At 42.5% G+C, this 13,834-nt stretch carries 18 protein-coding genes; 4 read left to right on the top strand and 14 right to left on the bottom strand.

Annotated elements, in window-relative coordinates:
- Nucleotides 1-3: 3 nt before the first annotated feature.
- Together hflX and spoVK are read right to left on the bottom strand one after the other, a co-directional pair.
- Complete coding sequence (gene hflX, locus BGM23_RS12725; protein WP_003231743.1) at nucleotides 4-1,266, bottom strand: GTPase HflX; 1,263 nt, start codon at nucleotides 1,264-1,266, stop codon at nucleotides 4-6.
- A 132-nt stretch (nucleotides 1,267-1,398) separates the two neighbouring features.
- Nucleotides 1,399-2,367 (bottom strand): stage V sporulation protein K, encoded by a 969-nt coding sequence (spoVK, locus tag BGM23_RS12735; RefSeq protein WP_003231746.1) that lies wholly within the window; start codon nucleotides 2,365-2,367, stop codon nucleotides 1,399-1,401.
- 623 nt (nucleotides 2,368-2,990) lie between these two features.
- On the opposite strand from spoVK, the gene cwlC reads away from it, so the two are divergent.
- Complete coding sequence (gene cwlC / locus BGM23_RS12740; RefSeq protein WP_046664233.1) at nucleotides 2,991-3,758, top strand: sporulation-specific N-acetylmuramoyl-L-alanine amidase; 768 nt, start codon at nucleotides 2,991-2,993, stop codon at nucleotides 3,756-3,758.
- Between the two features lie 63 nt (nucleotides 3,759-3,821).
- On the opposite strand, the gene BGM23_RS12745 is transcribed toward cwlC, so the two are convergent.
- The 9 genes from BGM23_RS12745 to BGM23_RS12785 all read right to left on the bottom strand — a co-directional run bounded on the left by BGM23_RS12745 (nucleotide 3,822) and on the right by BGM23_RS12785 (nucleotide 10,695).
- On the bottom strand, nucleotides 3,822-4,442 hold the full coding sequence (locus BGM23_RS12745) for a hypothetical protein (protein ID WP_046664231.1): 621 nt from the start codon (nucleotides 4,440-4,442) through the stop codon (nucleotides 3,822-3,824).
- Between the two features lie 49 nt (nucleotides 4,443-4,491).
- Nucleotides 4,492-5,481: a class 1b ribonucleoside-diphosphate reductase subunit beta gene (gene nrdF, locus BGM23_RS12750; protein WP_003231754.1), complete on the bottom strand. Its 990-nt coding sequence runs from the start codon at nucleotides 5,479-5,481 to the stop codon at nucleotides 4,492-4,494.
- Between the two features lie 17 nt (nucleotides 5,482-5,498).
- Nucleotides 5,499-7,601: a class 1b ribonucleoside-diphosphate reductase subunit alpha gene (gene nrdE / locus BGM23_RS12755; protein WP_046664229.1), complete on the bottom strand. Its 2,103-nt coding sequence runs from the start codon at nucleotides 7,599-7,601 to the stop codon at nucleotides 5,499-5,501.
- Nucleotides 7,561-7,953, bottom strand: a complete 393-nt coding sequence (gene nrdI, locus BGM23_RS12760) for a class Ib ribonucleoside-diphosphate reductase assembly flavoprotein NrdI (protein ID WP_003231758.1) — start codon at nucleotides 7,951-7,953, stop codon at nucleotides 7,561-7,563. The genes nrdE and nrdI overlap by 41 nt, the downstream gene beginning before the upstream one ends.
- A gap of 243 nt (nucleotides 7,954-8,196) precedes the next feature.
- A complete protein-coding gene (locus BGM23_RS12765) occupies nucleotides 8,197-8,427 on the bottom strand; it encodes a hypothetical protein (RefSeq protein ID WP_003245262.1) in 231 nt (76 codons plus the stop codon).
- Between the two features lie 81 nt (nucleotides 8,428-8,508).
- Entirely contained in the window at nucleotides 8,509-8,781 is a 273-nt protein-coding gene (locus BGM23_RS12770; RefSeq protein WP_003231763.1) for a YmzC family protein, read from the bottom strand.
- Nucleotides 8,782-8,976: 195 nt separating this feature from the next.
- Nucleotides 8,977-9,198 carry an RNA chaperone Hfq gene (hfq, locus tag BGM23_RS12775; RefSeq protein WP_003221097.1) on the bottom strand — a complete coding sequence of 74 codons (222 nt, stop codon included), beginning with the start codon at nucleotides 9,196-9,198 and terminating at the stop codon, nucleotides 8,977-8,979.
- Between the two features lie 39 nt (nucleotides 9,199-9,237).
- Entirely contained in the window at nucleotides 9,238-10,182 is a 945-nt protein-coding gene (gene miaA, locus BGM23_RS12780) for a tRNA (adenosine(37)-N6)-dimethylallyltransferase MiaA (RefSeq protein ID WP_029726461.1), read from the bottom strand.
- Nucleotides 10,183-10,281: 99 nt separating this feature from the next.
- Complete coding sequence (locus BGM23_RS12785) at nucleotides 10,282-10,695, bottom strand: YmaF family protein (protein WP_003231769.1); 414 nt, start codon at nucleotides 10,693-10,695, stop codon at nucleotides 10,282-10,284.
- Nucleotides 10,696-10,783: 88 nt separating this feature from the next.
- On the opposite strand from BGM23_RS12785, the gene BGM23_RS12790 reads away from it, so the two are divergent.
- From BGM23_RS12790 to ebrB, 3 genes are all read left to right on the top strand, one after another.
- Nucleotides 10,784-11,059: a hypothetical protein gene (locus BGM23_RS12790; protein ID WP_029317825.1), complete on the top strand. Its 276-nt coding sequence runs from the start codon at nucleotides 10,784-10,786 to the stop codon at nucleotides 11,057-11,059.
- A 135-nt stretch (nucleotides 11,060-11,194) separates the two neighbouring features.
- Nucleotides 11,195-11,512 carry a multidrug efflux SMR transporter subunit EbrA gene (gene ebrA, locus BGM23_RS12795; protein WP_009967307.1) on the top strand — a complete coding sequence of 106 codons (318 nt, stop codon included), beginning with the start codon at nucleotides 11,195-11,197 and terminating at the stop codon, nucleotides 11,510-11,512.
- Nucleotides 11,513-11,525: 13 nt separating this feature from the next.
- On the top strand, nucleotides 11,526-11,879 hold the full coding sequence (gene ebrB, locus BGM23_RS12800) for a multidrug efflux SMR transporter subunit EbrB (RefSeq protein WP_003245163.1): 354 nt from the start codon (nucleotides 11,526-11,528) through the stop codon (nucleotides 11,877-11,879).
- A gap of 13 nt (nucleotides 11,880-11,892) precedes the next feature.
- Here ebrB and BGM23_RS12805 read toward each other — a convergent pair whose 3' ends face one another.
- The 3 genes from BGM23_RS12805 to BGM23_RS12815 form a co-directional block, all read right to left on the bottom strand.
- Nucleotides 11,893-12,345 carry an OsmC family protein gene (locus BGM23_RS12805; RefSeq protein WP_003245175.1) on the bottom strand — a complete coding sequence of 151 codons (453 nt, stop codon included), beginning with the start codon at nucleotides 12,343-12,345 and terminating at the stop codon, nucleotides 11,893-11,895.
- A gap of 69 nt (nucleotides 12,346-12,414) precedes the next feature.
- On the bottom strand, nucleotides 12,415-13,122 hold the full coding sequence (locus tag BGM23_RS12810) for a poly-gamma-glutamate hydrolase family protein (protein WP_003245758.1): 708 nt from the start codon (nucleotides 13,120-13,122) through the stop codon (nucleotides 12,415-12,417).
- Nucleotides 13,123-13,401: 279 nt separating this feature from the next.
- Nucleotides 13,402-13,635, bottom strand: a complete 234-nt coding sequence (locus BGM23_RS12815; protein ID WP_014476869.1) for a hypothetical protein — start codon at nucleotides 13,633-13,635, stop codon at nucleotides 13,402-13,404.
- Nucleotides 13,636-13,834 lie beyond the last annotated feature (199 nt).

Here is a 13,834-nt window from a genome sequence, read left to right on the forward strand (position 1 = left end):
TTCCTACATATACTTCTTTAATTCACCGATGATACTTTGCTCTTCTTGGACATAGCCGGATATGTCATACTGTTCATTTTCTTCATTAAAATAGAAGCGGTCTACCATCGTTTCCGATTTGATTCTGGAAAGGAGCTTCCCTTCACTTGCCGGCACATGTGCTTCAAAAGACGTTAACAGTTCTTGGCGCAAATAGCGCTGAATCGCTTCTTTAAAGGCTGCAGCGTCGTCCTCAAATTTCGCACTGACCATAATGTGATCCCTTCCGGCGGACGGTATAAAATCAGGCAGTTTTTGATCACGTTTATTGTAAGCCGTCAGCATCGGGATATCATCTGCTTCAAGCTCCTCGAGAAGCCGAAGCACTGTTTTTTCATGTCCCGCATAATCCTCATTTGAAGAATCAATTAAATGCAGGATCAAATCCGCTTCTTTTACTTCCTCAAGCGTTGAGCGGAATGCAGCAATCAATGTCGTCGGAAGATCCTGAATAAATCCTACTGTATCTGTAAGAAGAACACTGTAGCCGCTTGGCAGGACCATTTTTCTGGTCATCGGGTCCAGCGTGGCAAACAGGAGATCTTCTTCATAGCTGTCGGCACTCGTCAGGCGGTTGAACCATGTTGATTTCCCTGCGTTTGTATAGCCGACAAGCGCAATTTGAAGCACACCGTTTTTCTTTCTTCTTTCACGGTATCGGCTTCTATGGCGAATGACAGTGGAAAGCTGTGTGTTGATTTCATGAATGCGATTTCTGATATGGCGGCGGTCGGTTTCCAGTTTCGTTTCCCCGGGACCTCTTGCCCCAATTCCTCCGCCTTGCCGGGAAAGGTTGATCCCTTGTCCCGTCAGACGCGGCAGTGCATATTGCAGCTGAGCCAGCTCAATTTGAAGTTTGCCTTCTCTCGTTCTCGCCCGCTTTGCAAAAATATCTAATATCAATTGCGTGCGGTCAATCATCTTCACTTCAATTGCTGTTGCCAATGACTTCAGCTGACTTGGCGACAGTTCATCATTAAAGATGAGGAGATCAGCTTCAAGCTCTTCCACCAGTGCCTTCAGCTCTTCTACCTTCCCTTTTCCTATATATGTAGCGGCGTCAGCCCTGTTCCGTTTTTGTGTGACGCTGGTCAGTACTTTTCCGTCTGCTGTTTTTGTCAGAGATGCTAGCTCTTCCATAGAATTTTCAAAATGCTCATCCGTGATATGCGGCAGCTGACATCCGACTAAAATGGCTTTCTCCTGAATCGTTTCTTGTTCGTTCAAATGGATGTTCCTTTCTTTTGCATATTGGGCAGTAGTATTATCATACCAAACCCTGCATGTGTATACCACAAATCGATTGCTTTGAAAAGCGGAAATACGAGCAAAAAACAGACCTCTCACAAACTGAGAGGTCTATGCAGATCCAGATGCTTCTTCTTTAATGGAAAGATCTTGGCTTTTGATGGTCATCAAGTCGCTTTTTAAGTATTGGTCTCCCATTAAAAGCCTCATGGCTTGTGCTCTGATCGATTTTTCGATCACATTTCTGACAAAACGTCCATTGCTGAATTTAATGGGACTTGTCGTGCTTTTCACTGTCATTAAGTAATCTTTCAATTTCCATTCAGCTTCTTGACTGAGCTGGTATTCCCTTTCATCGATCATTCGTTTCGCAATCTCCATGAGCTGTGTCACAGAGTAATCCGGAAAATCAATGGAGATGGGAAATCTTGATTGGAGACCGGGATTTAACGAGAGAAAATGATCCATTTCCCGTGAATATCCGGCGAGTATCAAAATAAACTCATGCTGTTTGTCTTCCATATGCTTGACAAGTGTGTCGATCGCTTCTTTCCCAAAGTCCTTTTCGCCGCCTCTTGCCAGCGAGTAGGCTTCGTCTATAAACAAAATGCCACCTAATGACTTTTTGATTAAATCTCTCGTCTTTTGGGCGGTGTGTCCGATATACTCCCCGACCAGGTCAGCCCGCTCCGCTTCTATTAAGTGGCCTTTTGACAGGACATTCATTTCAAAGAACAGCTTGCCGATGAGCCGTGCAACCGTCGTTTTTCCCGTTCCCGGATTTCCTTTAAACATCATGTGCAACGCTTGCTTTCCAACCTTCAAGCCTTGCTCCGCGCGTTTTTGGTTCACAAAAATCCAGGCGTATATTTCCTTGATGTTGCGTTTCATTTCCTCCATCCCAACTAATGCGCTCATCTCTTTTTCGATTTCCTTCAAAATGCCGTGCTTTGCTTCGTTTTTTTGCAATGCAGCCTGATATTCCGCCTCTGCCTCAGCATTCGTCAGCACCTGCTTTTGCCCGTTCAGAATAATGTTGATCTGTCCGTTGTTTTTATAAGTCACAGCGCGCTCCAACATCTTCACCTCTCTGTTCTCTCTATATGATATTCAAGCGGATGCCGATTGTGACAAACGCCTATCATGTGTCGAAACAATTGCTTTTTTCGGGAACAATAAGGAATCCTGCGCTTTCCCGAGAAATACTTTATTTCTTATTGTATTCACGGACATGGGGTGGACAAACCATGAGATTTTGTTTTTAATCATTTTGTCAGAGTATTATGGTGAGCTTCTTTCTCATTATTTCTTTTTCATGCAACGGGCTGTTTTTTGTACGAAGCGTATTACCCGCCCTAAGATACCTGAAGTGTTTTTCTTTTTTTCGATTTATAAAGTGGTGTCTTTATTGAAAGGAGCTTTTCTCATCAATTTACGTTTTAAATGCTTGATTTAATATGAACGCAAAGCTTAAAACCAGCAGGAATCAGTGCAGGTTAACCGAACCCATAGTACATACAAACATATGGCGTATGCACAGATTTCATTTCAGACCGTATCTGTTGTCGCTTCATGTTGAATTGTGCGCTTTCCCGAGAAATAATTTCCGGATGTGAAAGGGTTATTTCCTCATTTTTCAGTTGAATGATAATCGTACAAGCAGAAGCCGTGTTTTTTCATATCCTGTAATGAGGTGATGAAAAATGGTTAAAATTTTTATTGATCCTGGCCATGGCGGGTCTGATCCAGGCGCAACAGGTAATGGCCTTCAGGAAAAAACGTTAACCCTGCAAATCGCTTTAGCCTTACGTACGATATTAACTAATGAATATGAAGACGTTTCTTTGCTGCTGAGCCGGACAAGCGACCAATATGTCAGCTTAAACGACCGGACAAATGCCGCAAATAACTGGGGAGCAGATTTCTTTTTGTCCATTCACGTTAATTCCGGGGGAGGCACAGGTTTTGAAAGCTATATTTATCCAGGTGTAGGAGCTCCGACGACGACTTATCAATCGACAATTCACTCTGAAGTGATACAAGCTGTCGACTTTGCCGATCGCGGCAAAAAAACAGCGAACTTCCACGTCCTAAGGGAGTCGGCAATGCCTGCCCTCTTGACCGAGAACGGCTTCATTGATACCGTTGCCGATGCAAATAAGCTGAAAACGAGCAGTTTTATTCAAAGCTTAGCGAGAGGACATGCAAAGGGGCTGGAGCAAGCCTTTAACCTTAAAAAGACTTCCAGCTCAGGGTTATATAAGGTTCAAAGCGGCGCATTTAAAGTCAAAGCGAATGCCGACTCGCTTGCAAGTAAAGCCGAAGCCAAAGGTTTTGACTCGATTGTCCTTTTAAAGGACGGATTATACAAAGTGCAGATTGGCGCATTTTCATCCAAAGACAATGCAGACACCCTCGCTGCCAGAGCGAAAAATGCCGGCTTTGACGCTATTGTGATCCTAGAATCATAGCCGAGACGGGGACGAGCGTCTCATAAAAAAACCCGGCTCCTCATCGCGAGAAACCGGGTTTTTTTATTCAAGAATATCAACAACAAACTGTGACCATGTTTCCAGACGGTTGTAGATGTCTTCCTGTTTTAATTCAGAAACTTTCATCCATTTACCCGCAATTTGTTCTTTCTCCTTCACTTCCACTTGTGCCCCAGGCTTTAATTGAAGCGCAGAAAGAATACCAATATGCACTTTGCCAACACTGTTTTCATCATCATTGATCAATCCCAGTGTGACAATCGCCTGTTTATCTTCTTCATTTATTTGCAGTTCTTCCTCAAGCTCACGGTCTGTGTTCAGCTTTAAGACTTCAGCAAATGAAGCTGCCCCTTCGATGGCGTTCATATGGCCGCCAAAGCCGAGAGAAAGCTTGTTGTGCAGACGCGATTCACCGCCGCCAGCCAGCCGCTCGTAAAGAAAAACTTCATCTTCACGCTTAATGACGACATAAGGTATCGGCTGCTTGAAACGCGTATCTTCTTCTGCGTCCCCTCTTCTCATTTCACGATAGGCCGCTTCAATCTGAGCCATGATTTCTGCTACTCTGCTATCTTCACTGTATACGCCCTGGAAGGTTAAGCTTTCTTTCTTAAACACATCATCGCGCGGGGCAACTAAAATCATTTCGTCCATTTTTCCCATGGGTACTGCGTCCTCCTCATTTGAACCTTCAAGCCGAAAAGAGCAGATATTATATCTGCTCTTTTTCATCTTCAAAATAAAAGTCATCATCTTTGAGCGGCTCAACTGTCGCTTTTTTATAGCCATTCCCCTTCATAGAGAAGAAGTCATGCGATTTTGTTTTTGTGTTTAATCCGTTTAATACGATCGGATTAATATCTTCCTCTTCGAAGTATGGATCAAATCCAAGATTCATCAGCGCTTTATTCGCATTATAGCGGATGAATTTCTTTACATCGTGTGAGAGTCCGACTTGATCGTACAAATCCTCTGTATATTCAAGCTCATTTTCATATAACTGATTCAGAAGGTCAATCGCAAATTCACGAAGCTCTGCTTTTTTCTCTTCTGTCTGTTTATTATAAATTTCCTGAGCAAGGAGACCGACATACACGCCGTGAATCGCTTCGTCACGAAGGATCAGGTTAATGATCTCACCGCTTTGCATCAGTTTTCCTTGTCCGTAGAAATATAACGGATAATAGAAACCGCTGTAGAAAAGGAAGCTTTCCAGATAAACGGAAGCAACCATCGCTTTGAACAGTGAAATTTCATCATCTTTTTGAATGGCTTTGTAAAGCCCGACAATCATTTGCGCTTTTTTCTGCAAATATTTATTTTGTTTAACCCATTCAAATACTTCATTGATCGTTTCAGTCGGTGCAAGGGTCATGAAAATATTAGAGTACGACTTCGCATGGACAGCGTTCTCCATCATCGCCATGAAGTTCAGCACCGCTTTCCGCTGGTGGCCATCTACGTGTTCAGCCACGATCGGCATCCCCGTATTCCCCTGCTCTGTATCAAGAAGCGTAAGTCCGGCCAGTACCTTCATATAAGTATCCTGCTCATTTTTTCCGAGGTACTTCCATGTGAGGAGATCGCCGTTTAAAGCAATCTCTTCAGGAAGCCAGAACTGTTTCACGTTTTGGTTATAGAACATTTGGGTAAAATCGTCTTCATGCTTTGACCAGTTTGCTGCGTCATAAATTTTTGTCACTATAAACTCTCCTTTAATCAAACAACACAAGAAAGGCAGCTGTCTTGCCCAGTATCTTTCGTTCTTGCATAGTAAATGGTTTTAATACCTCTATGATGTGCATACAGATCGATTCGGTTTAAATCACGGGTCGTCATTGTGTCTTTTAAGAACAATGTAAAGCTGATTCCCTGATCAATGTGCTGCTGGATAGTGGCGATCATATCAACAACCTTGAACATGTCCATATCGTAGGCTTCTTTATAGAAGAACCAGTTATTAGATGCAAGCCCAGGCATTGGGTAGTACGTTTTTGAGTTGCCGTATGTTCGTTCTTCAATCCGTTCCATAATCGGCATAACAGACGCCGTACTTGATTGGACGTATGAGATAGAGCCTGTCGGCGCAATGCATAATCTGTAGCTGTGATACATACCGTGTTCAGCCACAAATGCTTTTAGCTTTTTCCAGTCCTCTGTCGTCGGGATATGCATACCCTCAAACAGATTAGCGATTTTTTCATATTTCGGTGAGAAATCAGTAGAAACGTATTTGTCAAAGTATTCACCTGTCGCATAGGTTGAGCCTTCATATTGATCAAACGTTTCACCCTTCTCTTTTGCGATTTCCGCAGAACGCTGGATGGAGTAGAAGTTCACCATCATAAAGAACGTGTTTGCAAAGTCACGCGCTTCCGGACTTTCATACGCAATGCCGTTTTGCGCAAGGTAGCCGTGAAGGTTCATAGCACCGAGGCCGATTGACTTCATCGCTTTGTTTGCCCGTCTTACAGCAGGCGCATTACGGATGTCAGTTGTTTCAGAAACGTGTGTTAAAGAGTCTGTCGCAAGCTTGACTGTCTTTTCGATTGATTTATGCTCCATGACATTGAGAATGTTAAGCGAACCCAGGTTGCAGGAAATATCCAGACCGATTTCATCTTCTTCATCATAGTCTGTGTATGAAGAAACTTGAGATGCCTGCAGCACTTCAGAGCAAAGGTTAGAAAATTTGACCTTGGAAATATGGTTATTCGCATGCACTTTATTGACGTTATCTTGGAACATGATGTATGGATAGCCTGATTCAGAACGAAGCATCGCCAATTTTTCAAGCAGTTTCCGCGGGTTGATTTTTTCCTTTTTCACCCGAGGGTTGTCGACAAACTTGTCGTACATTTCGTTCATGTCCATCTCATCCATGTGCTGGCCGTACTCTTTATAAATCGTGTGCGGATAGAATACATAAGCCGCTTTGTCCTCGCGTGCAAGCTCAACGAACTTATCCGGAATGACAACACCGATCGAAAGCGTTTTGACGCGCACATCTTCATCCGCAGAAATCTTTTTCGTATCAAGAAAATCATTGATATCGCGGTGGAAAATGTTTAAATACGCCGCGCCGGACCCTTGTCTTTGTCCCATTTGGTCAGCGTAACGGAACGCGTTATCAAGAAGCTTCATGACGCCTACAACGCCTTTTGTCGCATTCTCAACATCTTTAATGGCTTCACCTTTCGCGCGAAGCTTGGACAGGTTAAGAGAAACCCCGCCGCCAAGCTTAGAAAGCTGCATGGAGATATCGATCGCTCTTGAAATGTCATTTAAGGAATCATTGACTTCCAGCAAGAAGCAGCTCACAAGTTCACCGCGGCGTTTTCTGCCGGCGTTCAGAAATGTCGGTGTGCTCGGCTGATATTCTTGATTGATCATCAGGTTTACATATTCTTTTGCTTTCTCAGTGTCGCCGTTAGCGAAGAACAGCGCAACAATTGAGATCCGGTCCTCATAACGCTCGAGGATTTTTTTCTTGTCATTCGTTTTCAAAGCATAGTCATTATAGAATTTAAACGCACTCATGAAGGAAGGAAAACGAAACTTCTTAGCGTAAGCTGTCTTAAACACTTCTTTAATGTCTTCAAAAGAATAAAGGCTTAAGAGTTCCTCTTCGTAGTATTGGTTTTCAACCAAATAATCCAGCTTCTCTTTTAAATCGTGAAAGAAGACTGTGTTTTGATTGATATAATCTACAAAATAGCTATGTACAGCCTCTTTATCCTTATCAAACTGGAATTTTCCATCTTTTTGGATCATGATTTCGTTATTTAACTGGATCCATTTTGGCACTTGATTTTGTGACAACTCTTTCTACCTCCTGAGTAAACAATTCAACGTCTTTAGATGTGCCGCTGAGTTCAAATTTGTGCAAGATCGGCACCTGATATTGTCTTGAAATGGTATCGGCGCTTTTTGCAAAGTTATCGCCCCATACTTTGTTGCCGCTCGCAGCGACTCCTAATAAGAGATGGGCGTATTTTTCGAGAAATGATTGTGTTGATGCCGGTACCTGGCCGAAGTTTGTCGTGTAGGTGACCAAAACAAACGGAGTGTCCACGTGGTCCATTTCGTCCACCTTGCGTATCTGCTGAAAGCCTGTTTTATTCACAAACCGCTGAACATTCCCTGTTTTCGAATCAAATATGATTTGTACCACGTTTTATCACGACCTATCAAAAAATATGAATCTCTCATCACTAACACTATATATAGTATACTACCCTCTAGCAAAAACACAATATATAGATTCGTTTTTATGAAAAATTCATATTTTGATCAAATCAGGCAAATGGGCAGACTCATTAGGGCCCAAAAAAGAGAGCAGAACGAGAATCATCTCTCGTCCTACTCGGGGTGTCGTTTTTTAGCCGATGTATATCATAACATGAAAAAAAACTGCTTAGTAGTCTAGATTTTTTTTTCTTAAGCTATCACAGCATTTTTCGCTCTCTACTGTTTCTTCTATTTCAACATCCGCGCCGATCTCTTCTAAAACCGCCTTCAAAGCAGTGATAATTGACGCTTCTCTGATTAATTCTTTTCCGTTCACAATGATACTTGTTCCGTATTCATAGCAAGAATCATCTTCGCAAATTTCTTCCCAATGATTCACGATCACTTTATGCTTCATGTTTTCACCCTCTGTTTGATCTGTGTCTGTATTTAGTTTAGCGGCTGGCATCCGCTTTGTAAATTCGAATGCTTGTGAATTTTATTCAAGCTCATCATCCGCGTATTCTTTCTTCAGCTTTACCTCATTGCGGGACTCATTATACTCATAAATTTTGATATAGCCGTCCTCCATCACGCCAAAATGGTTATGTTCAAGTGGAAACGAGATGGGCTGAGGCGTTTCATAGTCTGAATTGCCGCTGTTTGTTTCAATAATGGTATCTTGATTCCCGCACGCCCCGAACAGTAAAAAGACAGCTATCCATACAAGTGCAATCCTGATTCGTCTCAGTTCTGCTTCACTTTCAAACAAGGTCGATCACCCCCAAATTCATTTTATACATAATATACCATTTTTACTTCCGTATGTTGTTCTCATAAAAAAAGACCGTGCCTTGGCATGGTCAGCTTACACAAAAAGCTTGGAGCAAAAGTGGATTCATGTTAAAAATGGCCGCCGGGAACCCCCGGCAGCCTTTCCTCATGTCTTGACATGGCATTTTTTGATCTATTCGAGTTCAAGCTGGACGTTTTTTTGCGGCGCAAACGTTGAGATCGCATGTTTATATATAAGCTGCTGCTTACCTTCCGATTCCAACAATACGGTAAAGTTATCAAAGCCTTTCACCTGGCCCCGCAACTGAAAGCCGTTCAGCAAAAAAACAGTGACATACGTATTTTCTTTCCGGATTTGATTCAAAAACTGATCCTGAATATTAATCGGTTTCATGTTTCGTCCTCCTTGATTCTCTATATCATACATTTTCGATTAAAGTTCGAGTTTTCCTGCTATATGTGTGAAAATTTCCTTTTTTTTCAGCTCCATATCAACAGGCGGTGTCATATCGAACCATGTGACCTGCATTTTGTTGCGAAACCACGTCAGCTGGCGTTTCGCATACCGCCTCGAGTTCTGCTTTAGCTGTTCGACAGCATCGGAAAGTGTCACAAAACCGTCAAAATATGCATACAGCTCTTTATAGCCTATCGCCTGTATTGATTGACAGTCTCTCACGTTCTTGTCGTATAAGCGTTTCACTTCCGGAAGAAGGCCTGACTGCATCATCATATCGACCCGCTGATTAATTCTTTCGTAAAGCGTGTCTCTATCCATTGTCAGGCCAATTAACACTGCATTGTACAGAAGTTCTCGTTTTTGTTCCTTCAAATGCTGGGACATCGTTTTTCCGGACGTATGTAAAATTTCCAGTGCGCGAATGACTCTTCTTGTATTATTCGGATGAATCGCAGCTGCTGCCTCGGGATCTGCTGCAGCAAGTTTGGCATGAAGAAAGTCAACGCCTTCCCGCTCAGCGGCCATTTGCATGCTCTCTCGAAACACGGGATCATTTGCCTCTTCCGTAAATGTATAATCGTAAAGCACAGATTGTATATAAAGCCCTGTACCACCGACAATCATCGGAAGCTTTCCTCTATTTGCAATCTCGCTGATTTTATTTCTTACTAAGCTTTGATAATCGGCAGTAGAGAAAGAGTCTTGGGGATCTAAAATGTCAATCAGATGATGGGGCACTCCCTCCATCTCCTGTTCGGTAATTTTAGCTGTTCCAATATCCATCCCTTTATAAATCTGCATCGAATCTCCGCTGATAATTTCCGCGTTTAAGGATTTGGCTAGCTGAATACTTAAATTGGTTTTCCCCACTGCCGTCGGTCCGACTAAAATGACAACGGGCTGCTTCGTATTATTCAATATGTATCACTCTCTTTTATAAATCTCCCCCCATTATAGCATTCAACATGGACAACCACCTATCCATTTTGCCCTTTTTTTGCATCGGTAAACATCCTTCTACCAGCCGAGCGGCTCATTGCCGACAATTTCCCTTGTCTTTCCTTTCAGGGTATGACGATGCGTTTTTCTTCTATCATCTCCGGGATCGTACACAACCCCTCCGTACTGGATCTCAATCGGCTCGTTATAGGCCAGATATGTCGTTTCTTCGATTTCATGATAATGTGTGCCATCTGCTAAGGGAATCGCCGGCCCTGAGATTCCGTAATACCGATGAAAATGGCCGTTTTCAAATGAAGTGATCCCTGTATAGTAATGTGTATGCTGATCGGTATTTGATCCGTTTGCCGGCTGAGTAAACCCTTCAATGAGATGATAATGGCCCTGTTCTCTCGTTGTTTTGACATGATAGGCATGTGCGTGGGGCGGTGCTTTTGACCAGTCAGACTGATACAGGCCCAATGTGTTCACATCCTCCTTTTTCTCGATTCGCCCAATCAAATCCGGGCAGGGTGAATACACTGCATCATCTACACTTTATTACAGGAGGAAAGAAAACATGAACGAGTTAGAGCATTTCAGCCCTGAAGATACAAGAATATTTGGAAGACCGTTCGGATTCGGGAGACCATTTGGGTTTGGAAGACCGTTCGGGTTCGGTTACGGGTTTGGAAGACCCGGATTTGGTTATGGGTTTGGCCGGCCATTCGGATTTTTTGGAGGACCGTTTATCGGCGGCCTTGCAGGCGGGCTTATAGGAAGCGCTTTATTTAATCCTTATTTTTATGGCGGATACCCCTATTATCCGTATGCCCCGTTCCCTTATTATTATTAAACGCAAAAGGCCCCTTAAAAAGGGGTCTTTTTAAGTGTGTGAAAATGAATCTCTTGACTCATACATAGGCATACACTAATATTTTTCTAGCTGAAGTTTTTTTCTAATCTAAAAATATAGTGAGGAGAATTCATGATGTTGATAGGATATATATTCCTCACGATTGCCATATGTTCGGAATCGATAGGAGCAGCCATGCTGAAAGTATCTGATGGCTTCAAAAAGTGGAAGCCAAGTGCTTTGGTCGTTATTGGCTATTCCCTCGCCTTTTATATGCTGTCCCTGACTTTAAACCATATTCCCCTGAGCCTCTCCTATGCGACTTGGAGCGGGGCAGGCACGGTGCTGACGACAGTGATCGGAGTAAAATGGTTCAAGGAAGATCTGAATGCCAAAGGGCTTATCGGGATTCTTTTATTACTATCAGGGGTCGTGTTACTTAATTGGCCGTAAAGGAGTGATGAAGATGAGAGGATTGCTTTATTTGGCTCTCGCCATTGTATCTGAAGTGTTTGGGAGCACGATGTTGAAGCTTTCAGAAGGATTTACACAAGCCTGGCCCATTGCCGGAGTCATAGTCGGATTTCTTTCTGCTTTTACGTTTCTAAGCTTTTCTTTAAAAACAATTGACTTATCAAGCGCGTATGCAACATGGTCGGGCGTTGGTACCGCGCTTACAGCAATTGTCGGGTTTTTGCTTTTTGGCGAAACCATCAGTTTAAAAGGTGTATTCGGTCTCACGCTTGTCATTGCAGGCGTGGTCGTGCTAAATCAATCGAAAGCCCACGCTGAAGATAAAAAACAGACGGCCTGTGAGTGACCGTCTGTTTTCTTTATTCTCCACCCAGTTTCACAGAGGCTTCAAGCTGCAGCTCGACATTTCCTTGAATTGCACGCGAAATCATGCATGACGACTCCGCTTTTTTACAAAGTTTGTGCGCCAATGCGACGTCGTCTTGTGAAGCATCATGTTTAAGCACGACAGAGGGACGGTGAATGATCTTTTTGTATGTAAAGACTCCTTTTGTAACGTTGACAATGCCTTCTGACTCCATCTGTAAGTCTTCTTTTTCCAGCCCGCTTCTCTCCATCATCGCTGCAAGTGTAATAATGTAACAGGTCGCTGCCGCCCCGAGAAGCATTTCATCTGGGTTGGTCCCTTCTCCCGGGCCATCCATTTCTTTAGGAATGGAAATCGATGTGATCAGGTTTCCGCTTTCGATCGTACCGACATCATTACGGTTACCCGGCCAGTTCGCTTTTAAATAAAAATGATGATCTGCCATTGTTTTGCCTCCTTTTTTATCCTATTTCAGTCTACTGATCTTCTCTTATTTTGTCTTCTGATCTGCTTGTTACGAATACTCTTTTTCCAGGACACCTTTGATCGCACTGACATAAGCATAAAATTCACTGTTCTTTGTGTATTTTCTATTTTTATAATAAAAATCATCAAAAAATGCTTCTCTCTGCTCACGGCTGATTTCCAGCTGGATACTTAGCCCCGTTTCCCCTTGGTTATTAATGTTTTCGGCATTCAATCCAGCAAGACCGCTTTTAGACGACGCTAACTCAGCGGAAAACCCTCTCCGCTCAAGGGCTCTCACAATCATTTTCGCCCGCTTTCGGTCTGTTCCCCCTACAAGGGTATTCTTGTTCTCTCCTTTATATCCGTGAAAAGCCACCACATATTGATGCTCCTTGATTTTCTTTTTTGCCAATGGCTCATCAAAGTTGGTGCTTGTAATGTGCAGTGTTTGGTTATCATGGGACTTCAACCCTTCAAATAGGTATGTAGAGTATTCATTATTGAAATAACGCACAAGCTCACTTACTCCGCCTTCAATTCTTCCGCCATGCGGAGACATAATTAAGACTTTGCTTCCTTTTTTCTCATTATATGAAATATCGTAATCGGCTGGGCTCTCATTCTCTGCCAAGCTGCTGAAATTTGAATATGTATCTGGCTGATTTGATGGTTCTGGTTCCAATGAGTAATGAACATATCTCAAGAACAAGACAATGGCTAAGACTAATATGACATTTAGTAAAAATCTTCTCATGTTTAACTCCTTTCATAAGAATGGCGCGGTTCATTATATGAGGTTTAGCCAATAGGTTTTATCTTACCATTGTATACACAATATCATCAGTGAAAAAGTTCCCGGTTTCAAAAAATCAATTGATTGTCACGGTTATTAGCGGTTCATTTCAAATAAGAGTGAAAAAAGGTTGAGAGGAAAGACAAAAAAGGTAGGAACAACCTCACTTGGCAAATAAATGTATATAGGTTTAAGGAGGGTTTTAGTAACAGGCTGCCCGGTTGCTGAGACGGACAGCTGTTACCGGCCTGCAGAATAGAGATTTTGCTTATTTGTTCTCACAAAATCACAGGAGAGGATAGAGTCCAATAAAAATGTTCTGATCTGTTGTTTCGAAAAACAAAATGCTTTGATTTTCGTTTTGCTTTTCTGTCTCACAATAATCGTTCTTTTACTAATCGTTCCGTCTTTCTTCATATATATAATGCTGATTGGCATTTGGCTTTCCAAAGATCGGTGCAAGTAGAAATTCATACGGTTGCTCTCCCCTTCCCAGTTTGATATGACCACATTATAGTACGAACAAACGTTCTTTTTCAATCCCCAATGATTTCCTCAACTTCTGAATCTATCGTATCTAATGCGAAAGATTCAGAAAAACAAACTCTTGTCTGTCTCTTACAGAGGACAAACAAACTTACCAAACCTATCATCTGTTCATAGAGTATACAGA

Source organism: Bacillus sp. FJAT-14266, from assembly GCF_001719225.1.
In the GTDB taxonomy this organism is placed as follows: Bacteria; Bacillota; Bacilli; order Bacillales; family Bacillaceae; genus Bacillus; species Bacillus subtilis.

Excerpts from the sequence above, each read along its gene's own strand:
- spoVK (WP_003231746.1), bottom strand. The coding sequence starts at position 2,367 with ATGTTGGAGCGCGCTGTGACTTATAAAAACAACGGACAGATCAACATT.
- cwlC (WP_046664233.1), top strand. The coding sequence starts at position 2,991 with ATGGTTAAAATTTTTATTGATCCTGGCCATGGCGGGTCTGATCCAGGC.
- BGM23_RS12745 (WP_046664231.1), bottom strand. The coding sequence starts at position 4,442 with ATGGGAAAAATGGACGAAATGATTTTAGTTGCCCCGCGCGATGATGTG.
- BGM23_RS12765 (WP_003245262.1), bottom strand. The coding sequence starts at position 8,427 with ATGAAGCATAAAGTGATCGTGAATCATTGGGAAGAAATTTGCGAAGAT.
- hfq (WP_003221097.1), bottom strand. The coding sequence starts at position 9,198 with ATGAAACCGATTAATATTCAGGATCAGTTTTTGAATCAAATCCGGAAA.
- BGM23_RS12790 (WP_029317825.1), top strand. The coding sequence starts at position 10,784 with ATGAACGAGTTAGAGCATTTCAGCCCTGAAGATACAAGAATATTTGGA.
- ebrA (WP_009967307.1), top strand. The coding sequence starts at position 11,195 with ATGTTGATAGGATATATATTCCTCACGATTGCCATATGTTCGGAATCG.
- ebrB (WP_003245163.1), top strand. The coding sequence starts at position 11,526 with ATGAGAGGATTGCTTTATTTGGCTCTCGCCATTGTATCTGAAGTGTTT.
- BGM23_RS12805 (WP_003245175.1), bottom strand. The coding sequence starts at position 12,345 with ATGGCAGATCATCATTTTTATTTAAAAGCGAACTGGCCGGGTAACCGT.
- BGM23_RS12810 (WP_003245758.1), bottom strand. The coding sequence starts at position 13,122 with ATGAGAAGATTTTTACTAAATGTCATATTAGTCTTAGCCATTGTCTTG.
- BGM23_RS12815 (WP_014476869.1), bottom strand. The coding sequence starts at position 13,635 with ATGAATTTCTACTTGCACCGATCTTTGGAAAGCCAAATGCCAATCAGC.